This window comes from Rhizobium binae, assembly GCF_017357225.1.
In the GTDB taxonomy this organism is placed as follows: Bacteria; Pseudomonadota; Alphaproteobacteria; order Rhizobiales; family Rhizobiaceae; genus Rhizobium; species Rhizobium binae.
Genome location: NZ_CP071605.1, coordinates 12,881 through 34,999, shown reverse-complemented (window position 1 = coordinate 34,999; position 22,119 = coordinate 12,881). Strand labels below are relative to the sequence as shown.

The following is a 22,119-nucleotide window of genomic DNA, read 5'->3' as shown; positions in this document are numbered from 1 at the left end:
AGAAAACGCACTACGATTTCTGTGGGATATTTCTTCGGTTGCAGCATTAGCGATTTCGATTTATAGAACTCATAAGTTCTGCAATGCGTTGCATCCCCGCCCCTAGCGATGGAGCGCTTGTGAAGACCATTTCTGCTGCAACATCAATCTCTTCCTATTCTTTTAGCAGGAGCTCGACGTCCGCATCCGAGGACATCTTTCGTGTAATACGGTTTCAGCAATAAAATCAACAACCACCCAGCAGTCCGACGAATACTCGACCAGCAGCGCCGACAAGCTCTTGTCCCAGCTGATGACCATGTCGATGAACCGCTTCGCAGATTAGTCTAATCCACCTCCGGCGGGGAGCGGGATGGCGGCGAAGGCATAAATGTCTCCCAATTGGATACCGACGGCGACGGCTATGTCAGTAAGGCCGAACTTGTCGCGGCCCTGCCGTCCGATGTCACGGAGGAACATGCCCGAGCGCTGTTCGTCGAATGAAATGCTGATGAAATTTGCCTGAGACACGTCGACAATCCGTTACGGACAACGCGCGGCCCCCTTGTCCCCTACGTCCTTAAAACGCGGTAGATTGCCGGAATGACGAGAACTGTCAGCAAGGTCGATGACGCGAGACCGAACAAGAGCGAAATCGCGAGGCCCTGGAAAATCGGATCGGTGAGGATGACGATTGCTCCGATCATCGCTGCAAGGGCTGTCAACAATATCGGCTTCGAACGCACCGCTCCGGCCTTAATCAGGATCTCGCTGAGCGGCCGGTTCGGCGCCGCATTATGACGAATGAAATCCACCAGCAGGATCGAATTGCGGACGATAATGCCCGCAAGCGCGATGAATCCGATCATCGAGGTTGCCGAGAACGGTGCGCCGAACAGCCAGTGCCCACCGAGGATGCCGATGAAGGTCAGCGGAATCGGCGTCAGGATGACCAGCGGCAGCTTGAACGATCCAAACTGAGCGACGACGAGAATGTATATGCCAAGGAGGGCGGCGATGAAGGCCGCCCCCATGTCGCGGAAAGTCACCCACGTCACTTCCCATTCGCCATCCCAGAGAAGGGTCGAGATGCTTTCGTCATCCGGCTGACCATGTAACGCGATGCGTGGCTTGGAAAGGGTGGACCAGTCCTGACCACCAAGTGCGTCACGGACGGCAAGCATACCGTAGAGCGGAGCTTCATATGCGCCGGCGAGTTCGCCTGTGATCATTTCGGCAGCGCGTCCATTGTGACGGAAAATGGGAAATGACGCCTGCTCCTCGGCGACGTGAACGACGTCGCCCAATTCGACGACACTGCGATCTCCTGGAAGAACATTTGCCGGAATGGGCGTGGTCAGGAAGCGTTCGTTCAGCACGCGGTCACTCTTCGGCAATTCCAACCGGATCGGAATCGGTTGCCGCCCGCCGCCTCTGTGTGAATAACCCACCGTCTCACCGTCATTGAGAATTGCCAGGGTATCGAACACGTCGCTCTCTTCCACATGAAAGAATTCTGCCGCATCGGTCGAGATCGTGGCCCGCACGCGCCGCGCCGGATGTCCGTATGTATTGTCGGTGTCGACGATGAACGGCACGGCACGGAATGCCGCCTCCACCTCTTCTGCCGTGCGCCTGCGTGTATCGCCATCCGGACCGTAAATTTCGGCAAGCAGCGTCGCGATCACCGGTGGCCCGGGCGGGGGCTCGACAACCTTCAGGCTGGTTCCCGGCGGGACTGGGAGCTCATCTAAGCGGCGACGAATTGCCACGGCCATCTCATGGCTGCTACGGGACCGTTCGCCCTTCGCGAGCAGTTCGATGGCGACCTCCCCCCGTTCGGCACTCGCCCGCAGATAGTAGTGCCGCACGAGCCCGTTGAAATTGAAGGGTGCTGCAGTGCCCGCATAGGTCTGCGCCGACCTCACCTCGGGAAACTGCATTACCATTCGCGCAATGGATTGTGCCGCCGCGTCAGTCTGTTCGACCGAGGATCCTTCGGGCAGGTCGACCATCACCGACAGTTCGGACTTGTTATCGAATGGCAGAAGCTTGACCGTCACATTCTCCGTATAAAAGAGCGCGAGCGAGCCGAGGGTCAGGAGACCGACCACGACCAGGAATATCCAGCTCGATGCCTTCGATGCGAGCAATGGGCGCGCCGCCAGCCTGTAAATGCTGCCGACCACACCGCCTTGCGCTTGTGACTGCCCCGAATGCCCTTTGCCGCGGCCGGCAGTCCGCAGCATCAGCCAGGGGGTCACCGTAACGGCTATGAAAAAGGAGAAGATCATGGCGGCGGAGGCGTTCGCCGGGATGGGGCTCATATAGGGTCCCATCATACCGGAGACGAAGAGCATAGGAAGCAGAGCGGTGACCACCGTCAATGTGGCGATGATCGTCGGATTTCCCACTTCCGCGACTGCTTCGATAGCAGCCTCCCGTCGGCTACGGTCGTCCTCCATGCTCCAGTGACGGGCGATATTTTCGATAACGACGATCGCGTCATCCACCAGAATGCCGATGGAGAATATCAATGCGAACAGCGAAACGCGGTTAAGCGTGTAGCCCATGAGCTTCGAGGCGAAGAGCGTCAGCAGGATCGTCACCGGAATGACGACGGCGACAACCGCCGCCTCGCGCCAGCCGATCGAAAAGCCGACAAGGACGATGATCGAGACGGTTGCAAGGCCGAGATGAAGCAGCAGCTCATTGGCTTTGTCGTTGGCCGTTTCGCCGTAATTGCGTGTGACATCGACGCTCATGTCATTGGGGATGAGCGTTCCCTTCAGCGCATCGACGCGCGCCAGCACCGATTGCGCGACGACGACGGCGTTCGAGCCCGGTCGCTTGGCGATGGCGATCGTGATCGACGGAAGTCGCACCACGCCTTTGTCTGCGTGCACCAGACTTGCGGAGATCGTCTCCTGTGAATCGGCGGTGAGGCCAATGTTCGCCACGTCCCGGACATAGACAGGGCGTCCGTCGCGCGACGTCAGGAGCAAATTGCCGATGTCCGAGGCCGCTCTCAACGTTTCACCGGCGACGAGACCGATCTGTTCGCCCTTGTCGCGAACCTCCCCCACCGGAAAGGCCCGGTTTGCGCCGGACACCTTGGCGGCCAATTGCTGCAGGGTAATGCCGTAGAGAGCAAGCTTGGCTGGATCCGGTGCGACGCGCAGAACCTCGTCCGTCTCCCCGACAAGGTAGGTCAGGCCAACATTGTCGACCTTCGCCAAGCTGGTTCTCAGTTCACGCGCGACGCGCGTCAGTTCCCCGCCCGTCACATGCCCTGCCCCATCATGCGTCGGGGTCAAGGTCAGCGTCAGGATAGCAACGTCATCAATGCCACGGCCGACGATAAGCGGCGCGGGAACGCCGACCGGGATCCTGCCCATATTCGCCTGGACCTTCTCGTCGACCCGCAAGACAGCGGAATCGGACGAGGTCCCAACGACGAAGCGGGCGGTGACAAGAACTTTATCGTCATATGTCTGGGAGTAGACATGTTCGACCCCGTCTATACTCTTGACGATGGTCTCGAGCGGCTCCGTGATCAACTTGGCGGCGTCCTCGGCCTTTAATCCATCACCCTTCACATGAATGTCGACCATCGGAACCGAAATTTGCGGCTCCTCCTCCCTCGGCAGCGTGAAAAGAGCGATGAGCCCGAAGGCCAGGGCCGCCAGCAAGAGCAAGGGCGTCAAGGGCGAAGTGATGAAGGCACGGGTGAAGCGCCCCGCAATGTCAAGGCCGTGACTAGCCTCTGTCATGGGAGGACAACCTCGTCGCCGGCGGCAAGTCCGGTCAGGATTTCAATGAAGCGGCCCCCGGGTCTGTCGATATGTTCCCCAGTGATTACCGTCCGTTCAACCACAGCCGCTCCCTCGGCAACCTTCACGAAATCCAACCCGGAATGCGTGATGAGCGCATTCACAGGCACCAGCAGCACCGACCTTTCGCCGACGGGAACCTCCACGAGAACACGGGCCTCGACAAAGGAGGTTTCGAGTTGGTCTGCCTCGACATCGGCGATCACGCGGCCATTGTCGATCTCGGGATAGATCTTCACCAGCTTGCCGGATGATTGCCTGCCGTTGACGCTGATCCTAATCGTCGCATCCTGCTTCAGAAAGGCGGCGTGGCGCTCCGGAATGGCGAGACGGAGGAACAGGCCGCCGCCTCCGACGGTTGAGACAGTCTCGCCAGCCATGATGACCGCACCCTTCGTAGTCGGTACCGTCAACACCTTGCCGTCGGTCGGAGCATCAACCTCGCCTTCGGACTGCTGCTGGACGATGACTGCGCGTTGCGCTTGCGTCGCGGTAATTTGGTTTCGAGTGACCGCGACCTGCGTGCGCAATGCATCGGATTGCTGGACTGTTACCGCGCCCCTTGAGACCAGCGTCTCAGCGCGGGCGAGATCGGCCTGTGCGGTCGTCAATTGCGATTGCAGTGCGTTGATCTGAGCGTCAAGCGCGGCAATCTGAAAGGCAAGTTTTTCGTCACGGACGACGGCGATTTTCTGTCCTGCCTTTACACTTTCGCCTTCAGTGACATCGAGCTCGATGATCGTGCCGCCGATGCGGGCGCGTGCGGCCACTGTATTGCGCGCCTCGATGCTGCCGTAGACAGCCTTCCACTCCGTGATGCTGATCGGTTGCAGCTTCAGGGTTTCGGCAGCGGCCGATCCAGCAAGCGTGAGCCCGGTCAACAGAAAAATCAGACGCATGGAAACCGCTTTCTTAGAAGGCCGGGCCTGATTTGACGCCCAACATCCGGAAGAGCTTTGCGGCCGGACAGAAACCGGTATAGGCCGATTGAAGCAGGTTGGCGCCGACGAAGACGGTCAGCCAAACGAAATAACCCGATACCCATACAGTCAGCGCCACTGACAGCAGCACCATGAAACCCGCGAAGGCGAGAACCGATCGATCCAATGTCATTTCCTAAACTCCTTTAACGGCACTGCCCCCGCTATTGGGCCGCAGTTGCACCGGGGTCTTCAATCTTGATTTCCTTGAGCTTCTCTATTCCGAGCGCCTGGAGAGCCAGTCGCTCGTAAATGGGTTCGGCTTTGCCGGTGCGCATCTTGTGCAGGTAGTACTTCTCGAAGCCAACCTTCGCAGCATGAACCCAGGCGCCACTCGCCGACCAGTTGACATTGCGCGGCGGGATCTGCGGTTGGGCTACGAAGGCGACGCCGGAATCGCCGAAGTCGGCAAGACAGACGGCGTTCCAAGTGGCTTGGGCGTCGGGCGCTTCGTTATTCACCAGCCGTTTGATGTTTCGTACCGTCGCGGTAACCATCGATTCGATCATGAAACCGGTCTTTGGTACGCCGACGGGCACAACCGTCGTGGCCAGCGGCGGAATTGCGACGCAGACCCCGACGGCGAAGATTTCCGGAAAAGCCGGATTGCGCTGGTGCTTATCGATAAGGACGAAGCCGCGTGGATTGGTGAGGCCGGCTATTCCCGATATCGCCGCGACGCCGCGGAAAGCCGGCAGCAGCATCGTAAAGCTGCTCGGCAGTTCATGCGTGCGCTTCACGACGCCGTCTTCAGCAAATTCCGAGACGTGAACCAAGCCGCCCGCAACCTTGTCCACGCGTGCATTGCAGAGCCACTTGATGTGGTTCTGACGCAGCTGGCTTTCGAGAAGTCCTTTCGTATCGCCCACGCCGTCAACGCCGAGATGGCCAATGTAGGGCTCGGAAGTCACGAAGGCCATCGGTACGCGATCGCGAACCTTGGCGTCTCGCAACGCCTTTTCCAGAATAAAGGCGAATTCGTAGGCCGGACCGAAACAGGAAGCGCCCTGAACAGCGCCCACCACCACGGGACCGGGATTGCTGATCAATTTCTGAACAGCTGCCTTCGTCTGAAGTGCGTGGTCGATCCGGCAGATCGAATGACTGACGGCAGTCGGACCCGTCCCCTCTATCTCGTCAAACGCAAGCTCGGGACCGGTCGCGATAACGAGGTAGTCATAGGAAAGCGAGGTGCCATCGGTCAGCTCAATCCGACGTTCGCAAGGATGCAGACGCGCTGCCCCCTGCGAATGAAAGCCGATATGCCGGCTCTGGAACACCGGCCTGAGGTTAACCTCGACTGAAGATCGGTCACGCCAGCCAACGGCCACCCATGGGTTGGACGGGACGAAGCTGAACGTTTCGCCTTTCCCAACGACCGAAACCTCGTGCTCCGCACCAAGCTGATCTCGCAGCTGAAAAGCTGCAATCGTTCCACCCAATCCTGCCCCCAAGACGACCACATGTGCCATGGCTTCCTCCATCCCGTTTCTTAAGCGTATCGCAGCGCGCCCGGCCACCCCTTGACGTCGATCAATCTCGATGAGCTTTGTCCGGCGGGTCTCACCCCAACTTTGGCACGCAAAGCGCGTCGGGCACGGCGATGCTCTCGGTCGCCGTCACCAGTCACTGTCGGGGCGGCTTGCCGCGTGCCGAACAATGACGGTCGGGGATCGACGTGCGCATTTGTGGTTCAACCCCGTGCGTGCTGTGCTATTTGCGTCAGGCACGGGTCATGTCATTGATCAAATTCTCACTTTATAATATCTTGATATCATAAAAATATGAAACGTAAAGAGGATAAGATGGAAATCGCCCAGGCAATGGAAAAGAAGGCCGGCGATGCCGCCAACTTTCTCAGCGGCTTGGCCAATGAGCATCGGTTGCTCGTGCTCTGCCAGTTGCTTGAGGGAGAACGACACGTCACGGCCCTGATCGACGCGACGGATATTCCGCAAACTTCGATGTCGCAGCATCTGGCGAAACTGAAGAAGGAAGGTATCGTCGATTTCCGTCGCGAGCACCGGACGCTCTATTACTTCATTCGGGATCCGACGGTCATCGAAATCATGAAGGTGCTCTACCGCCGCTTCTGTCAGTGAGTCTGCAACCGTCTGGCACAATACCGGGCCAGCGCTCGACGCTCAAAGAATTAACTATATTTTCAGTGATCTTGCGAAATAATGACCCACGTAAATCAGGCGCCCCAAAGAAACGGTGCCACAATTTATTTGGAGACAGCCTTGGCATTTACTATTGCCCGCAGTTTGGTGGTCTTCGGCGTAGCCGTTTCGACCGGTATTTTCATGTCGATCGGCTTGCAGCAATCGGCGCTCGAACGGCTGAAGGTCAACGGCCCGGTTTATGAGCAGGTGGTTTACGGCAAGGATCTGATTGCAGATATCCTGCCGCCGCCGCTGTTCGTGGTCGAATCCTACATGCTGTCTTTCGAGGCCAGTAAATTTCCCGAACTGACCGAGATCAATCTTGCCAAGATCGCAAATCTCAAAACCGCTTACGACGACCGGCGCGCCTATTGGAAATCGACGCAACTGCCGCAGGCTCTAAAGGACGAGCTTGAGAACGATGTGCTCGCCAAAGGCGACGCATTTTGGCAGGTGATGAACCGCGCGATCATCCCTGCCCTGAACGCCAATGACGAAAACAAGGCGCATGGTGCGATCGAGCAACTGCGCGCCGCCTTCCATGCACATCAGGACGCAGTTGAAAAGCTTGTCGCAAATTCGGACGCCTTCCTAAAGGGCCAGGAGACCAACGCGGCTTCGGAAATCGTCACCTGGACGATATATGCGGGCGCCGCAGGTATCGGTTCCTTCGCCCTGCTGCTGGCTGGGCTTTATCTTCTGCGCCGCCGGGCCATCGTGCCGCTGGCGGGCATGAAGGCCTATATGGGCGGCCTCGCCGAAGGCGATTTTTCATCGGAGGTTCCCTACGCCAACCGCTCCGACGAGATCGGCGCGATGTCGAAGGCCGTTGCGGTGTTCCGCCTTAACGCGCTGGAGCGACAAGACGCACAGACGCGCGAAACGGCACGTCGTGATGCCGAAATCGCACGAGAACGCGGCCAGATGGCCGAAAAAGCCGCCGAGCAGCAGACACGGGATACGGTTATCGATCAGCTGTCATATGGTTTGGACCAGTTGTCGCACGGCAATCTGGATTGCCGGATCACGACACCCTTTGCCGCGGCCTACGAGGCGTTGCGCGCGAAATTCAATGACAGCATGAACGCGCTTTCCGCCTCAATGGCCGAAATCGCCCACACTTCCAGGCAGGTCGGCAGCTCCTCCACGGGCATCACCGTTGCGGCCGACAGTCTCGCCTCCCGCACTGAGCAGCAGGCCGCAATGCTTGAAGAGGCGACTGCCGCGCTCAAGGAGATGAACACCAAAGCCAAGGACGCTTCCCATCATGCCGGCCTCGCAACCGGACTTATGGCCGAGACCCGCAGCAGCGCCGAACATTCCGCCGCCATCGTCCGCGATGCGATCACCGCTATGGGAAGGATCGAAGGCTCGTCGGCCCAGATCGGAGAAATCGTCAACGTGATTGATGAAATCGCCTTCCAGACCAATCTTCTGGCGCTGAATGCCGGCGTCGAAGCCGCACGCGCCGGCGAGGCCGGCAAGGGTTTTGCCGTCGTCGCCCAGGAAGTGCGTGAACTCGCCTTGCGCTCGGCCAATGCAGCGAAGGAGATCAGGACGGTGATTTCCACCTCCTCGACCCAAGTATCCACCGGGGTGGAACTCGTCAACCGCACCGGGAAGGCACTTTTGGAGATCGAAGGTCAGGTCGAACAGGTTTCTGGCCTGATCGCCCGCATCGCGTCCTTATCCTCCGAGCAGGCAACGGCGATCGGCGAGATCGACGCCTCCGTCAGCACGCTCGACGAAGTCACGCAGCAAAATGCCGCCATGGCTGCGGAAACTGTCTCTGCCTGCCGCGCCCTCGGCGGTCAGACGCAGACGCTGGAAGGCGTTGTCAGCCGCTTTCAGACTGGTGCGGCTACCGCCGGCTCGAGATCATACAAGGCCGCCTGAGTCGCATCGCGGACGAAACGCCGCTCGCCGCTGCTTGCTCCATCCCTTAGTTGGTCACGATCGCCAAGACCGCAACGCAGTCGCCCGGTTTGACCAGCCCCGGAAAATGCCGGGCGCAGAGAATGCCGTCCATGGCGGCGCGGATCTCGCGCGGCGGCTCACCCGTTCGTCCTGTCGAATAGATGCGGGCAAGGACGGCATTCTTAGTGACCTCTTCACCCAGATCGATGGCTGGTTCGATCAATCCACCCTCGTCCGCGAAAGAAAAACAGCGGTCGTCCGGCATGTCGAGCCACGTCGTTGGACCTGGCTCGACGGCGCCGGCAACGATCCCCGCATGCCGCAGCACGTTGATCACACCGTGTTTGGCAATCGCCGCGCTCCTGGCTGTAGCGGTCCCGCCGCCTCCGAGCTCCGTGGTGACAAAGATCTTGCCCATTTCCTCGGCTGCGGTGTCGTACATGCCAACCGCATCGATCTCCAGCATCTTCATCGAATAAGGCGCGCCGAATGCGGCCACATATTCGAACGCCTGCGCCTCCTGCCTTCTATCCGGCAGAATATGCGCCGCACAGAAAGGCAGAAAATCGAGTGTCCTGCCGCCAGAATGGAAATCGAGAACAAGATCCGCCATCGGCAGAAGCACGCGCTGGAAATAGTCCGCAATCTTCTCGGTCACCGTCCCGTCCGGACGGCCGGGAAAGCTGCGGTTCATATTGCCTCTGTCGATCGGCGACGTCCTAGTCCCTGCCAGGAACGCAGGATAATTCATGGCCGGGATGATGATGACGGCGCCGCTCACCGCCTCGGCCTGCAGGCAGCAGGCGAGGTCGAAAAGCGCGATCGGACCTTCGTATTCGTCGCCGTGATTGCCGCCAGTCAGAAGGGCGGTCGGCCCTTTGCCGTTTCTGACGACCGTAATCGGGATCATCACCGAGCCCCAGGCGGAATCGTCGCGACTGTAAGGCAGCCTGAGGAAACCGTGCTGAACGCCCTCGGCGGTGAAATCGACCGTCGCGCTGATCGGCGACGGCGGCAAACGGGTCTCTGTCATGATAGCATCAATCCTTGACCATCAGCTTGCGCGGCACATTGGCCAGGCACTCGACACCGCTCTCGGTGATGAGGATGCTCTCGGTCGTCTCGAACCCCATGTCCTCCAACCAGAGACCGGTCATGAAATGGAAGGTCATGCCGGGCTTCAATTCCGTCCGGTCGCCTGGCCGCAGGCTCATGGTGCGTTCGCCCCAATCCGGCGGATAGGAAAGGCCGATCGGATAGCCCGTGCGGTTGTCCTTGACGATGCCGTATTTCTTCAGGACCGCGAAGAAGGCGTTGGCGATATCCTCGCAGGTGTTGCCGGGCCTGGCAACAGCAAGACCGGCCTCCATGCCCTCCAGCGTCGCTTTTTCGGCATCTAGGAAAGCCTGCGTCGGCTTGCCGAGGAAGACGGTACGCGACAATGGCAGGTGATAGCGATTGTAGCAGCCGGCGATTTCGAAGAAGGTGCCCTCGCCCTTCTTCAACGGCCGGTCGTCCCAGGTCAGATGCGGCGCGGATGCTTCGACACCCGACGGCAGCAGCGGCACGATCGCCGGATAGTCGCCGCCGATGCCGTCGACGCCACGGGTGCCGGCATCGTAAATTTCGGCGACGAGATCGCACTTGCGCATGCCGACTTCTATCTTGTCGAAGATGCGGGCATGCATCGCCTCGACGATGCGGGCGGCATTGCGCATGTATTGGATTTCGGTTTCGCTCTTGACCGCGCGCTGCCAGTTGACGAGGGCGGTTGCATCAACGAAGTGCGCGTTCGGCAGATGCTTTTGCAACGCGGCGAAGGCGGCCGCCGAGAACCAGTAATTGTCCATCTCGACGCCGATCGTCAGCTTGCCGAAGCCGCGCTCCGTCAGGATGCCGGAGAGATAGTCCATCGGATGGCGTTCGGTCGATTGCACGTAATGATCGGGATAGCCGACGATGTTATCGTGGCTGAGATAGGCGGTGAGCTTGGCGCCGTTGGCGTCCTGGCCGCGGCCGAACCAGATCGGTTCGCCCTGCGGCGGCACGATCACCGCCTGATGCACGTAGAAGGACCAGCCGTCATAGCCGGTCAGCCAGGCCATATTCGACGGGTCGCTGACAATAAGCAGGTCGACGCCATTCGCTTCCATGGCACGCCGTGTCTTTTCCAGCCGCGCGGCATATTCGCCGAGCGAAAACTTCAGATGGGGTTGCGTCATGTCTCTTCCCTTCTTCTCCGGCGCCACGCCGGTTAGCTCTCGAATGTGGTGCCGGCCTTCGCCGCGTCGGCGCGGGCAAAGGCGAGCGTGGCAATGGCGGTGTCCTGAACGCCGGTTCCCGTGAGGTCGGCGACGGTGATCTGGTCGCTGCTCGTTCTGCCCGGCATCCGCCCGGCGATGATCCGGCCGAGTTCGGCGAAATCGGCATCGTTGGCGACGAGGCCCGCTTCGATCGCATGGTGCAACTCGCCGAGCCGGCGCGTCTGCTTCAGGCTGTCGGCGACATAGAGGCCGGCGCCCGCAATGACTGCCGGATCGATCTCGTTCTTGTGCTCGGCGTCCGAGCCCATGGCCGTCAGATGCTGCCCCGGCTTGAGCCACCCCGTTTCGATGATCGGTTTTTCCGCCGGCGTGGTGGTCACGATAAGGTCGGCGCCCGACATTGCTTCTCTCGGATCCGATATCGCGTTGACGGGAAAGCCGAGCCTTGCCGCCAGTTCCGCAGCCACCCCCTCGGCCTTGGCCGCGTCACGCGCCCATAGCCTGGCTTCACGGATCGGCCGCACCAGCGTCAGCGCTTCCAGCTGCAGCCGCGCCTGCATTCCGGCGCCGAAAATTGCGGCGACGTTGGAATTTTGTCGCGACAGATGTTTTGCCGCGACGGCGCCGGCTGCGGCGGTGCGCACATCAGTGAGGTAGCCGTTGTCCAGCAGCAGGGCCTGCACCAGACCGGTCCGGCTCGACAGCAGCACCATCATGCCGTTGGTGCTCGATAGGCCGATCTTGGGATTGTCGAAGAAACCTGGGCTGATCTTGATCGCGAAGCCTTCTATCCCCGGCACGTAAGCGGTCTTCACATCGACCTCGCCCCGATGCTCGGGAATATCGAGCCGCAGGATCGGCGGCATGGCGACGGCCTTGGTCGCGAGCGCTGCGAAAGCCTGTTCGACGCAAGCGACCGCATCGCGGTCGAGCGTCACGACCTCTCGCAATTCCGCTTCCGTCAGAATGATCATCCGGCTCATGGGCCATCCTCCGCGCAGATTGCAGTCTCGCCGTCCATCACCCGACGATGCTGTTCCATGTCGACATTGCGCCCGGAAAGGATCGCAACGATGGGGCCGCCCGAGCGGATCTTCCCCGCCAGCAACGCTGCGATGCCGACTGCGCCCGCTCCCTCGATAATCTCGCCCTCGGAGGCATAGGCATGGCGCATGCCGGCGGCGATCTCCGCCTCCGTCAGCAGGACGACGTCATCGAGTAGGTCGCGGCACATGGCAAAGGTCACGCGGTTGTCGAGGCCGATGCCGCCGCCGAGCGAGTCGGCAAGGCTCGACACTTCCTCGACCTGCACCGGCCAGCCGGTATCGAGGCTCGCCTTCATCGCCGCCCCCCGTTCCATCGTCAGGCCGATCACTTTCGTTTTGGGATTGATGCCCTTGACCGCGGCTGCGACGCCCGCCGCAAGGCCGCCGCCAGACAGCGGCACCAGCACCGTCGCCGCTTCCGGCAAGGCGTCGATGATCTCGAGCCCCAGCGTCCCCTGCCCGGCGACGACATCGGGATGGTCGAAGGGTGGGATCACCACCAGCCCGTCCGCGCGCACCAGCCGGTCCACCTCCTGCTGCGCCTCGTCCTGCGATCGTCCGATGATGCGCACCTCGGCGCCGAGACGGCGGATTTCCGAAACCTTGTTTTCCGGCACCAGCCGCGACATGCAGATCGTCGCGACCATGCCCTGCGCCTTCGCGGCATGGGCAAGCGCCCTGCCGTGATTTCCGGTCGAGGCGGCAACGACGCCGCGCGCCTTTTCCGCGGGCGACAATGCCAGCACCGCATTGGTCGCCCCGCGCAGCTTGAAGCTGCCCGTCGTCTGGTGATGTTCGAGCTTCAGCCAGACCGGAACACCGGCGATCGCGCCGAGCAGTGCCGACGGCACGATCGGCGTTTCCACGACATGGCTGCCGATCCACTGCGCTGCCGCGCGGATATCCTTCAACGAAACCGGCAAGGCGCTCGCCATCTCAGCCTTCCCCATAGGGCATGGCCATCAGCCGGCCGAATTCGGGCCGCGCCCGATCATCGCCGCACAGCCTCAGGCAAGCCCAGGCGGTTGCGAGGTTGCTGGTCACCACGGGCTTGCCCGTCTCGGCTTCGATGCGGGCGGCGACCTGTGCGGCGCGCAGCGCAGTGCAGGAAATGAACAGCGCATCCGACCGCGGCGCCAGCGCCTCACGCGCCAAGACGGCGATCTCATCCGGAGCAATCCGGGCCATCTCCCGGTCGTCGCTGAGGCCAAGGCAGGTGAAACGATCGATCGTAAGACCGAGATCCGCGAAATAATCCGCCATCGGTCGGCTGGTGTCGATTGTATAGGGCGTCAGCACCGAAATCCGGCGGGCGCTGAACGCTTTCAAGCCCTTCACGGCCGCGGCCGTCGGCGTCACCACGGGAACGCCGGGCTTGGACAGATGGATCGCCGCCTCGATATTTCGATCGCCGATGACGACCGAGGCGGAGGTACACGAATACATGACCGCATCCAGCGTCTCATCCGGCAGGATCAGCCCGGCGCCTTCCGTTAACGACGGCTGCATTTTCAGAAGGTTTTCAGGCGTGACCGGATTGGCATAGTGGATGCGGCTGACATAGACGCCGATGCGGTCGCTGGCCACCATGCGCCGGAAGTCGACTTCGCTTGTGTGATCGGTCGCCAGGATGACGAGGCCGATGCGCTTTTCGAGCGGCCGGTCGTCCAGCCGTGGCCGCCGGCCGGCGGGAATGATTTCGATTCCTGCGGTCATATCAATCATCCATCCTGGCGTAACGTTCCTCGAGCCAGCGCAAGCCCACGACCGAGATCAGGCTGATGATGAGGAAGAAGACGCCGACGAGCGTCATTGGTTCGATGTAGCGATAGTTGCTGTTGGCGATGCTCTTGGCCTGGTTCATCAGCTCGAGCACGGTGATCGCCGAGAGCAGCGGCGTCTCCTTGAACATGGCGATGAAGTAATTGGCGAGCGCAGGGATCATCGGCGGGATGGCCTGCGGCAGGACCACGTGGATCCAGGCCTGACGCGTCGTCAAATTGGTGGCCCTGGCCGCCTCCCATTGCCCGCGCGGCACATTCTCGATCCCCGCGCGATAGACCTCGGCGGTATAGGTCGCATAGTGAATGCCCATGCCGATGACGCCGGCGGTGAGCGGCGACAGCCGGATGCCGATATCTGGCAGCACGTAGAACATGAAGTAGAGCTGCACGAGCAGCGGCGTTCCGCGGATGAATTCCGAGACAAAACCGACCGTCCTGGAAATGGCGGCGACCGGGGACCGTCGCGCAATCGCGAGACCGAGGCCAACGACCATGGCGACCGCAGCGCCGAGGACGGTGGCGAGGATGGTAATCTTGAACCCTTCGAGAAGGGTCGGCATGATCTGCCAGACGAAATCCCAGTCCCATTCCATCCGATCAGGTCCTTATGCCGTCGACGCCACGCGCCATCCGCCGCTCCAGCCGGCGCATTGCCGCCGAAATCGCCAGGGCCATGAGAAAATAGAGAATGAGGATCGTCGCGAAGGGCACCAGCGTATTGCCGGTCTGTGCCCGCACGACCTGCGCCTGGAAGGTCATGTCCGTCAGCGAGATCAGCGACACGACCGCCGTACCCTTCAAGAGCTCGATCGCATTGTTGCAAAAGGTCGGCAGCATCAACGGCAGCGCCTGCGGCAGGATGACGTGGCGCATGCGCTGGTAGCGCGACAGGTTGAGCGCGACGCAGGCTTCCGACTGTTCGCGTCCGACGGCCTTGACGGCGCCACGCACCACCTCCGCACCATAGGCGCCGACATTCAGCCCGAGCGCCAATACGCCCGCCTGCAGCGGCGTCAGGGTTAGGCCTGCGAAGGGCAGCACGAAATAGACCCAGAAGAGCTGGACGAAGATTGAAGTGCCGCGGAAGAATTCGATATAGGCGGTCGCCAGAGCGCGGACGGCGAAGAAGCGCGATAGACGGCCAAGACCGCCCAGGAAGGCCATGACAAGCGCCAGCGCCGAGCCCATGACCGTCAGCTGGATCGTCACCAGGGCGCCCTCAAGGATCAGTGTCAGATAGCCGGACCATACCGACATCGGCAACTCGCTTCTTTGGAGATACTGCGAATCAGACTGGCCATGGCAGCGCGCATGGCCAGCCGCTCACATCAGGTTACTTGGCCGCGGCGCAGAGCTTTTCGCGGCTCGTCGACATCGCCGCCTTGGCCGAGAAGCCGTAGGGTTCGATGATCTTGGCGAATTCACCCGATTCCTTCAGCTTCTTCAGCTCGACGTCGAAGGCATCGCGCAGCGCGACGTCCTGCTTGCGGAAGGCGGCGCCATCGCAATAGACTGGTGCATTGACGACGGGGGCGACGGTTTCGAGGTTGGGATCCTTCGCCTTGGCCATCAGATCGTGGATCGACAGGACCGGCAGCGAATAGACGTCGATGCGACCGTCCTGTAGCATCTTGATGCCGCTTTGCCCATCCGGAACCACAATGACGCGGTCCCGCGGCACGCCGGCTTCCAGCGCCAGCTTTTCCTCAGTGCCGCCGCCCGGCGCACCGATCTTGGCGTTGGGATTGTCGGCGATGTCCTTGTAGCTCGTCAGCTTCAGCGGATTGCCCTTCTTGAGAGCGAAGGCTTCGGCATCGCACAGGATCGGTTCGGAATAGGCAACGGCGTTGCAACGTTCGGGTTTCATGAAAAGGCCCGCCGTGATTGCGTCATGGCGGCCGGCCTGCAGGCCGGGGATCATCGCGCCGTATTCCGAGATCGAGGCGACCACTTCCTTGACACCGAGCTTTTCGAAGATCACGCGGGCGACATCGGGGGCGGCGCCCGAAACCTTGCCGTCGGCGCCGACGGCGGTGAATGGCGGCTCATTGGCGATGGCGATGCGGGCAAAGCCCTGTTCCTTCAGCTGTTCGAGCTTGTCATCGGCGACGCATACCGGAGCGACCGCCATCACCAGAAGCACCGACAGGCTGACGGCGCTCAAAACATATCCTGCTTTCATCGTTCCCAACTCCTCTGCTTTTCTCTTTGAGTTCTGTTGTTCTCGGGCAATGTCGGAGGTTCAGACGCGGTGCCCTGCCGCGATGATCTTGCGCAGGAAGGTCTGCGTCCGCTCCTGCGTCGGATTGCGGAATATGTCGCCGGGCTTGCCTTCCTCGACGATCCTGCCGCGGTCGAAAAACAGCACGCGGTCGGCGAAGTCGTGGGCAAAGCCCATTTCATGGGTGACGAGAAGCATCGTCATATCGGTCTCGGAAGCGAGCCGGCGCATGACGTTCAGCACCTCCTCGACCAGTTCCGGGTCGAGTGCCGAAGTCACCTCGTCGAACAGCATGATCTTCGGCGACAGCGCCAGCGCCCGTGCGATGGCGACACGCTGCTTCTGCCCGCCGGAAAGCTGCGCTGGGACGCTTCTCGCCTTGTCGGCCAGGCCGACCATCTCAAGAAGCTCCATCGCCCGCTTCTCGGCTTCCGGCCTCTTGATGCCCTTGGTCAGCATCGGCGCCAGCGTCACGTTGTCGAGCACGCATTTATGCGGAAACAGGTTGAAGTGCTGAAAGACCATGCCGATCTTTTCGCGCATCCGATGCAGGTGCCGCTCATCGGCCGGCACAAGTCCGCCGCCGTTCGGCATATGATAGAGTTGTTCGCCGTCGACCTCGATATGACCGCCGCTGATCGTCTCCAGCGTCATCAGGATGCGCAGGATCGTCGTCTTGCCGGAGCCGGACGGCCCGATCAGCGCCAGCTTCTCGCCCGGCATGACATTCATCGACAGGCCGTCGAGCACGGTCAGCGGACCGTATTTCTTGACGATGTTGGCGATGCGGATGATGGGCGCGGGCATTCATGTCTCTCCTTGTTGAGACAAGCAATGACCTAACGATGACGGCGCATCAAAATCATGTCAATTCGTAAAATAATATCATGACAATTATTCTGCGCTTGCTGGAAAATGCGGCGACAACCTCAAATCGCGAGCAGCAGCTCTTCCGGATTTCCCTGCGCCAGCGAGGCGACGATCCCGAGTCCGGTTCGCAACTCGCCCTCCGTCGTCGAACCGAGCGAGATACGCACCGCCGGCGTCCAGCCGTGATCGGCGGTGTGGAAGGACTTGCCCGGCGCGATCGCCACGCCGCGCAGCCTCGCCTGCGACACGAAACCCTCCTCAGTATGGCTGCCGGAAAGCGGCAGCCATACATGCAGGCTTTGCGGATGCGCCCGGTAGCTGAGACCGGCCAGCATCTCCGCCGCGATCGCGTGGCGGCCGGCAAGGGCGCGGCGCTGCCAGTTGACGAGGTCCATCGCCGTGCCGTCACTGACCCAGCGGGTGGCGATCTCGGCCATGGCGGGCGTCGCCATCCAGCTGGACACGAGATGTCGGTTGGCGACAGCGGCGACATAACGGTCGGGCGCGACGAGATAGCCGATCCGGAGGCCGGGAACGGTGATCTTGGTGAAGCTGGTGACGTAGAGCGTACGCTCCGGCGCGAAGGCCGCCATCGGCGGCGGCCTGTTCTCGACCAGCGGACCGAGAATATCGTTCTCTATGATCGCGATGTCGTGTTTGGCGGCAACGGCGGCGAGCGCCTGCCGGCGCTCGGTGCTCATCAGCGCCGCCATCGGATTGATCACCGATGGCTGCAGGAAAATCGCCCGGATCGGCCCCGTCCGGCAGGCTTCATCCAGCGCTTCCGGCATCACGCCTTCGTTGTCGATCGCTAGCCCTTCGAGGTGGAGGCCGAGGTAGCCGCAGAGCGGCACGAGCGTATGGTGGCTGATCGCCTCGGTCGCAATCGTCGAGCCGGGCGGGGCGACGCTCATCAGCGCGACCGTCATGCCCGACGTCGCACCATTCGTCAGGCTGATGTTCAGCGGCGATGCGTCGAGCCCGCAGCGCGCCAGCCATTCCGTGGCGACGGTGCGGTGGCGTGGAAATACCATGTTCGGTCGGAACGACAGGGCCGAGCTGGAGGGCAGGTTTTCCGAAAGCCAGCCGAAGGCCTGGCGGAGTTTTTCCAGATGAATCTGCTCACAGACCGGCTTGAGGATCGAGAGATCAATTACCTCGCCCAGCCGCTCCGGCAGATAAGGGGGCTCCGGCTCGCGCGGCCTGGTCTGGACGAAGCTGCCGCGGCCAATCTCGCCCGATATCAACCCGCGGCGGCTCAGCTCATCATAGGCGCGGCTGACCGTCTGCACGGACAGTTGCAGATCATCCGCCAGCTTGCGGTGCGGCGGCAATTGCGCCCCGTCGGAGAGCTTGCCGTCGGTGATCGCGTTGGCGATCTGCTCGGCGAGCGAGAGGTAGGCCGGCCGGCGGAGTTGCGAAGGATCGGGGCGCCACTTTGTCATGATTTTACACTGCTGAAAATCAGTTCAATTGACAATGCCAAAATGCGCCCCCATTGTCTTTTCCCTGTGTCTGGAATGATTTCTTTTAAAGCACCATGAAACTCGACGCCATCGACCTGCGCATTCTCGACGCCGTCCAGCGCGACGGCCGCATCACCAAGCTGGCGCTGGCCGAAAAGGCCGGGCTGTCGCCGACGCCATGCTGGATGCGGCTGCGCAAGCTCGAAAAGGCAGGCGTCATCACCGGCTACCACGCCCGCCTCGCCCCGCGGCGCATAGCGCCGGTCGCCAGCGTGATGATGGAGGTGACGCTCGCCAACCACCGTCAGGCCGACTTCGAGCGCTTCGAACGCGCCGTTGCGGCAATCCCCGAGATCGTCGCCTGCTGGTCGGTCGGCGGCGGGGTCGACTATATCCTGAAGATCATGACGCCCGATATCGACGCCTATCAGCGGCTGGTCGACGGGCTTCTCGACCGCGAACTCGGCATCGACCGCTACTTCACCTACATCGTCACCAAGACGGTGAAGGAGGAAACACTCCTTCCAGTCTCTTCCTTCGCCGCATCCAATGACGAGCAAAGCACCGGCTAGACAATCTCTCTATCCGGCGGCTGTGCTTCAGACCGTTTGTCTGTTTTTGCCATCACCAAAGGACAATCTCTCGTCCGCTCCTGTGGAAGACTTGTTTTACTGAACAAGGAGACTGGACATGACCGCCGTTTTTGCCCGCCCCGCCTATCATGACGCGCTGTCGCGGCTTGCCGATCGTCATCTCCTGCGCGATCTCGCCTATGTCGGCGGCCGATGGATCGCCGCCGCAACGGGACAGAGCTTCTCCGTCACCGATCCGGCCTCTTCGGCGACGCTGGGCTGGGTTGCGAGCCTCGGGGCCGAAGAGACGGCAATTGCGATCGATGCGGCGTCGGAGGCGCTCGCTGTATGGCGCGCGCTGCTGCCGCAGAACCGCGCGGCGATCCTGCGTAAATGGCATGCGCTGATGCTTGCAGCCAAAGAAGATCTGGCACTGATCATGACGCTGGAACAGGGCAAGCCGCTTGCGGAAGCGCGCGGTGAGATCGACTACGCCGCCTCCTTCATCGAATGGTATGCCGAAGAAGGCAGGCGGGTGAATGCCGAAAGCATTACCAGCCATCTGCCCGGCGCGGAAATGCTCGTCCGGCGCGAGGCGCTCGGCGTCGTCGGCATCGTCACGCCTTGGAATTTTCCTGCCGCCATGGTCACCCGGAAGGCGGCCGCGGCGCTCGCTGCCGGCTGTACGGTCGTCGCCCACCCCTCCTCGGAAACGCCGCTTTCAGCCCTCGCGCTTGCCGAGCTCGGCGAGCGGGCCGGTATTCCGGCCGGGGTCTTCAACGTCGTCACCGGTCCTGCAGCAACGATCGTTGGACAGATGTGCAGCGATGTCCGCCTGCGGGCTATGAGCTTCACCGGCTCCACCGAGGTCGGCCGCCTGATCGCCGCGCAATGCGCGCCGACCATGAAACGGCTGGTGATGGAACTCGGCGGCCACGCGCCGCTGATCGTCTTCGACGATGCCGATATCGAGAAGGCGGTCGAGATCGCCGTCAACGCCAAGTTCGCCACATCCGGCCAGGATTGCCTTGCCGCCAACCGCATCTTCGTCCAGCGACGGATCGCCGACGACTTTGTCAAGGCCTTTGCCGCCCGCATCGGCGAACTGAAGGTCGGGGCTGGGCTTGACAATGGAAGCGAGGTCGGGCCGCTGATGCATGAACGCGCCGTCGTCAAGATCGAGGAACAGGTCGCCGACGCTCTGGCGCAGGGCGCCCGGCTCGTTATCGGCGGCAGGCGCCACAAGGCCGGCCGGCTGTTCTATGAGCCGACGCTTCTGACGGATGTGCCGACGGATGCGCTAATCATGCGCGAGGAGACTTTCGGGCCCGTGGCGGCACTTGCGACCTTCGATACGGAAGAAGAGGTCGTTGCCCGCGCCAATGACACCGAATACGGGCTCGTCGCCTATATCGTCACCGAGAACGGCGCCCGCCAGATGCGCCTTGGCCGCGCTCTGGAATACGGCATGGTCGCGGTCAACCGTGTAAAAATCACCGGCGGCCCCATCCCCTTCGGCGGCTGGAAACAATCGGGCCTTGGCCGCGAAGGCTCGCGCCACGGGCTCGAAGCCTTCACCGAGCTCAAATATCTCTGCATCGACATCGCCGCCTGAGCCCCATTTCAAGAAGAGGATAGGACATGCTCGACAAAAGCAACGAACTCACCGCCTGGGATCGCGACCACTTCTTTCATCCCTCTACCCACATGGGCATGCATGCGCGCGGCGAAACGCCGACGCGCGTCGTCGCCGGCGGCGAAGGGGTCTACATCACCGACACGAGCGGCCGCAAAAGTCTCGATGCCTTTGCCGGGCTTTATTGCGTCAATGTCGGCTACGGCCGCCAGAAGATCGCCGACGCCATCGCCGAACAGGCGAAAAACCTCGCCTATTATCACGCCTATGTCGGCCACGGCACGGAAGCCTCGATTGCGCTTTCGAAGATGATCATCGATCGTGCGCCTGTTGGGATGAGCCGCGTCTATTTCGGTCTTTCGGGCTCGGATGCCAACGAGACCAACATCAAGCTCATCTGGTACTACAACAACATCCTCGGCCGGCCCGACAAGAAGAAGATCATCTCGCGCTGGCGTGGTTATCACGGCTCCGGCGTCATGACCGGCAGCCTCACGGGCTTGGCACTCTTCCACAATGCCTTCGACCTGCCGCGCGCGCCGATCCTTCACACCGAAGCACCCTATTATTTCCGCCGGCCCGACCGTTCGATGGACGAGGAGCAGTTTTCGCAATATTGCGCCGACAGGCTGGAAGAGATGATCCTCGCCGAAGGTCCCGAGACCATCGCTGCCTTCATCGGCGAACCGATCCTCGGCACCGGCGGCATCGTGCCGCCGCCGCAAGGCTATTGGCAGAAGATCCAGGCGGTGCTCGACAAGTACGACATCCTGCTCGTCGCCGACGAGGTTGTCACCGGCTTCGGCCGTCTCGGCACGATGTTCGGCTCGGATCATTACGGCATGAAGCCGGATCTGATCACCATCGCCAAAGGCCTGACCTCGGCCTATGCCCCGCTCTCCGGCAGTATCGTTTCGGACAAGATGTGGCAGGTGCTGGTGCAGGGCTCCGATGAATTGGGCGCAATTGGCCACGGCTGGACCTATTCCGCCCACCCGATCTGTGCTGCCGCCGGCATTGCCAATCTCGAACTGATCGACGAACTCGGCATCGTCGAAAATGCCGGCGCGACCGGCGCCTATTTCCGCTCGGAGCTGGAGAAGGCGGTGGGCGGCCATCGAAACGTCGGTGACGTCCGCGGCGACGGTCTGATGGCGGCAATCGAATTCGTCGAAGATAAGGACGACCGCCGCTTTTTCGATGCCGCCCGCAAGATCGGGCCGCAGGTCGCCGCCGCTCTTCTCGAACGCGGCGTCATCGGCCGCGCCATGCCGCAGGGCGATATTCTCGGCTTCGCTCCCCCGCTTTGCCTGACGCGCGAAGAGGCGGATGTCGTCGTCAGGGCGGCAGCGGACGCGATCGAAGACGTTTTCAAGGCGATCTGAG

The 22,119-nt window shown here is 61.5% G+C and carries 19 protein-coding genes and 1 pseudogene; 6 read left to right on the top strand and 14 right to left on the bottom strand.

Annotated elements, in window-relative coordinates; genetic code table 11:
• Positions 1–119: 119 nt before the first annotated feature.
• Positions 120–474, top strand: a pseudogene (locus J2J99_RS34080) (EF-hand domain-containing protein); the annotation flags it as partial.
• A 77-nt stretch (positions 475–551) separates the two neighbouring features.
• Here J2J99_RS34080 and J2J99_RS22125 read toward each other — a convergent pair.
• The 4 genes from J2J99_RS22125 to J2J99_RS22110 are packed head-to-tail and all read right to left on the bottom strand — an operon-like array spanning position 552 to position 6,264.
• On the bottom strand, positions 552–3,752 hold the full coding sequence (locus tag J2J99_RS22125) for an efflux RND transporter permease subunit (RefSeq protein WP_168301896.1): 3,201 nt from the start codon (positions 3,750–3,752) through the stop codon (positions 552–554).
• Positions 3,749–4,711 carry an efflux RND transporter periplasmic adaptor subunit gene (locus tag J2J99_RS22120; RefSeq protein WP_168301895.1) on the bottom strand — a complete coding sequence of 321 codons (963 nt, stop codon included), beginning with the start codon at positions 4,709–4,711 and terminating at the stop codon, positions 3,749–3,751. Before J2J99_RS22120 ends, J2J99_RS22125 begins: the two co-directional genes overlap by 4 nt.
• A gap of 13 nt (positions 4,712–4,724) precedes the next feature.
• Positions 4,725–4,925 (bottom strand): YgaP family membrane protein, encoded by a 201-nt coding sequence (locus tag J2J99_RS22115; protein ID WP_168301894.1) that lies wholly within the window; start codon positions 4,923–4,925, stop codon positions 4,725–4,727.
• Between the two features lie 31 nt (positions 4,926–4,956).
• Positions 4,957–6,264, bottom strand: a complete 1,308-nt coding sequence (locus tag J2J99_RS22110; RefSeq protein WP_168301893.1) for an NAD(P)/FAD-dependent oxidoreductase — start codon at positions 6,262–6,264, stop codon at positions 4,957–4,959.
• 333 nt (positions 6,265–6,597) lie between these two features.
• On the opposite strand from J2J99_RS22110, the gene J2J99_RS22105 reads away from it, so the two are divergent.
• Together J2J99_RS22105 and J2J99_RS22100 are read left to right on the top strand one after the other, a co-directional pair.
• Positions 6,598–6,894 (top strand): ArsR/SmtB family transcription factor, encoded by a 297-nt coding sequence (locus tag J2J99_RS22105; protein WP_168301892.1) that lies wholly within the window; start codon positions 6,598–6,600, stop codon positions 6,892–6,894.
• Between the two features lie 141 nt (positions 6,895–7,035).
• Positions 7,036–8,853, top strand: a complete 1,818-nt coding sequence (locus tag J2J99_RS22100; protein ID WP_168301891.1) for a methyl-accepting chemotaxis protein — start codon at positions 7,036–7,038, stop codon at positions 8,851–8,853.
• A 46-nt stretch (positions 8,854–8,899) separates the two neighbouring features.
• On the opposite strand, the gene doeB is transcribed toward J2J99_RS22100, so the two are convergent.
• The 10 genes from doeB to ehuR all read right to left on the bottom strand — a co-directional run bounded on the left by doeB (position 8,900) and on the right by ehuR (position 18,504).
• Entirely contained in the window at positions 8,900–9,907 is a 1,008-nt protein-coding gene (gene doeB / locus J2J99_RS22095; protein WP_168301890.1) for a N(2)-acetyl-L-2,4-diaminobutanoate deacetylase DoeB, read from the bottom strand.
• A 7-nt stretch (positions 9,908–9,914) separates the two neighbouring features.
• Positions 9,915–11,096, bottom strand: coding sequence for an ectoine hydrolase DoeA (doeA, locus tag J2J99_RS22090; RefSeq protein ID WP_168301889.1), 1,182 nt, complete (start codon positions 11,094–11,096; stop codon positions 9,915–9,917).
• A 32-nt stretch (positions 11,097–11,128) separates the two neighbouring features.
• The gene (gene eutC / locus J2J99_RS22085) at positions 11,129–12,121 is read right to left on the bottom strand and encodes an ectoine utilization protein EutC (RefSeq protein ID WP_168301888.1); all 993 of its coding nucleotides are present in this window, start codon (positions 12,119–12,121) and stop codon (positions 11,129–11,131) included.
• Complete coding sequence (gene eutB, locus J2J99_RS22080) at positions 12,118–13,119, bottom strand: hydroxyectoine utilization dehydratase EutB (protein ID WP_168301887.1); 1,002 nt, start codon at positions 13,117–13,119, stop codon at positions 12,118–12,120. The genes eutC and eutB overlap by 4 nt, the downstream gene beginning before the upstream one ends.
• Position 13,120: 1 nt before the next feature.
• A complete protein-coding gene (gene eutA, locus J2J99_RS22075) occupies positions 13,121–13,900 on the bottom strand; it encodes an ectoine utilization protein EutA (protein WP_168301886.1) in 780 nt (259 codons plus the stop codon).
• 1 nt (position 13,901) lies between these two features.
• Positions 13,902–14,561 carry an ectoine/hydroxyectoine ABC transporter permease subunit EhuD gene (gene ehuD / locus J2J99_RS22070; RefSeq protein ID WP_168301885.1) on the bottom strand — a complete coding sequence of 220 codons (660 nt, stop codon included), beginning with the start codon at positions 14,559–14,561 and terminating at the stop codon, positions 13,902–13,904.
• A gap of 4 nt (positions 14,562–14,565) precedes the next feature.
• Positions 14,566–15,225 carry an ectoine/hydroxyectoine ABC transporter permease subunit EhuC gene (gene ehuC, locus J2J99_RS22065; protein WP_168301884.1) on the bottom strand — a complete coding sequence of 220 codons (660 nt, stop codon included), beginning with the start codon at positions 15,223–15,225 and terminating at the stop codon, positions 14,566–14,568.
• 76 nt (positions 15,226–15,301) lie between these two features.
• Entirely contained in the window at positions 15,302–16,150 is an 849-nt protein-coding gene (gene ehuB / locus J2J99_RS22060) for an ectoine/hydroxyectoine ABC transporter substrate-binding protein EhuB (RefSeq protein ID WP_168301883.1), read from the bottom strand.
• A gap of 60 nt (positions 16,151–16,210) precedes the next feature.
• Positions 16,211–16,996 carry an ectoine/hydroxyectoine ABC transporter ATP-binding protein EhuA gene (gene ehuA / locus J2J99_RS22055; RefSeq protein WP_168301882.1) on the bottom strand — a complete coding sequence of 262 codons (786 nt, stop codon included), beginning with the start codon at positions 16,994–16,996 and terminating at the stop codon, positions 16,211–16,213.
• Positions 16,997–17,118: 122 nt separating this feature from the next.
• The gene (ehuR, locus tag J2J99_RS22050; RefSeq protein WP_168301881.1) at positions 17,119–18,504 is read right to left on the bottom strand and encodes a MocR-like ectoine utilization transcription factor EhuR; all 1,386 of its coding nucleotides are present in this window, start codon (positions 18,502–18,504) and stop codon (positions 17,119–17,121) included.
• A 95-nt stretch (positions 18,505–18,599) separates the two neighbouring features.
• Between ehuR and J2J99_RS22045 the strand changes: the two genes are divergently transcribed.
• The 3 genes from J2J99_RS22045 to J2J99_RS22035 all read left to right on the top strand — a co-directional run bounded on the left by J2J99_RS22045 (position 18,600) and on the right by J2J99_RS22035 (position 22,118).
• On the top strand, positions 18,600–19,097 hold the full coding sequence (locus tag J2J99_RS22045; protein WP_168301880.1) for an Lrp/AsnC family transcriptional regulator: 498 nt from the start codon (positions 18,600–18,602) through the stop codon (positions 19,095–19,097).
• Between the two features lie 118 nt (positions 19,098–19,215).
• Positions 19,216–20,712 carry an NAD-dependent succinate-semialdehyde dehydrogenase gene (locus J2J99_RS22040; RefSeq protein ID WP_168301879.1) on the top strand — a complete coding sequence of 499 codons (1,497 nt, stop codon included), beginning with the start codon at positions 19,216–19,218 and terminating at the stop codon, positions 20,710–20,712.
• 26 nt (positions 20,713–20,738) lie between these two features.
• A complete protein-coding gene (locus J2J99_RS22035; RefSeq protein WP_168301878.1) occupies positions 20,739–22,118 on the top strand; it encodes an aspartate aminotransferase family protein in 1,380 nt (459 codons plus the stop codon).
• Position 22,119: the final 1 nt, after the last annotated feature.

Excerpts from the sequence above, each read along its gene's own strand:
- J2J99_RS22035 (WP_168301878.1), top strand. The coding sequence starts at position 20,739 with ATGCTCGACAAAAGCAACGAACTCACCGCCTGGGATCGCGACCACTTC.
- J2J99_RS22105 (WP_168301892.1), top strand. The coding sequence starts at position 6,598 with ATGGAAATCGCCCAGGCAATGGAAAAGAAGGCCGGCGATGCCGCCAAC.
- ehuA (WP_168301882.1), bottom strand. The coding sequence starts at position 16,996 with ATGCCCGCGCCCATCATCCGCATCGCCAACATCGTCAAGAAATACGGT.
- eutA (WP_168301886.1), bottom strand. The coding sequence starts at position 13,900 with ATGACCGCAGGAATCGAAATCATTCCCGCCGGCCGGCGGCCACGGCTG.
- ehuR (WP_168301881.1), bottom strand. The coding sequence starts at position 18,504 with ATGACAAAGTGGCGCCCCGATCCTTCGCAACTCCGCCGGCCGGCCTAC.
- J2J99_RS22115 (WP_168301894.1), bottom strand. The coding sequence starts at position 4,925 with ATGACATTGGATCGATCGGTTCTCGCCTTCGCGGGTTTCATGGTGCTG.
- ehuD (WP_168301885.1), bottom strand. The coding sequence starts at position 14,561 with ATGGAATGGGACTGGGATTTCGTCTGGCAGATCATGCCGACCCTTCTC.
- eutC (WP_168301888.1), bottom strand. The coding sequence starts at position 12,121 with ATGAGCCGGATGATCATTCTGACGGAAGCGGAATTGCGAGAGGTCGTG.
- J2J99_RS22110 (WP_168301893.1), bottom strand. The coding sequence starts at position 6,264 with ATGGCACATGTGGTCGTCTTGGGGGCAGGATTGGGTGGAACGATTGCA.
- doeB (WP_168301890.1), bottom strand. The coding sequence starts at position 9,907 with ATGACAGAGACCCGTTTGCCGCCGTCGCCGATCAGCGCGACGGTCGAT.
- doeA (WP_168301889.1), bottom strand. The coding sequence starts at position 11,096 with ATGACGCAACCCCATCTGAAGTTTTCGCTCGGCGAATATGCCGCGCGG.
- ehuB (WP_168301883.1), bottom strand. The coding sequence starts at position 16,150 with ATGAAAGCAGGATATGTTTTGAGCGCCGTCAGCCTGTCGGTGCTTCTG.
- ehuC (WP_168301884.1), bottom strand. The coding sequence starts at position 15,225 with ATGTCGGTATGGTCCGGCTATCTGACACTGATCCTTGAGGGCGCCCTG.
- eutB (WP_168301887.1), bottom strand. The coding sequence starts at position 13,119 with ATGGCGAGCGCCTTGCCGGTTTCGTTGAAGGATATCCGCGCGGCAGCG.
- J2J99_RS22120 (WP_168301895.1), bottom strand. The coding sequence starts at position 4,711 with ATGCGTCTGATTTTTCTGTTGACCGGGCTCACGCTTGCTGGATCGGCC.
- J2J99_RS22125 (WP_168301896.1), bottom strand. The coding sequence starts at position 3,752 with ATGACAGAGGCTAGTCACGGCCTTGACATTGCGGGGCGCTTCACCCGT.
- J2J99_RS22045 (WP_168301880.1), top strand. The coding sequence starts at position 18,600 with ATGAAACTCGACGCCATCGACCTGCGCATTCTCGACGCCGTCCAGCGC.
- J2J99_RS22040 (WP_168301879.1), top strand. The coding sequence starts at position 19,216 with ATGACCGCCGTTTTTGCCCGCCCCGCCTATCATGACGCGCTGTCGCGG.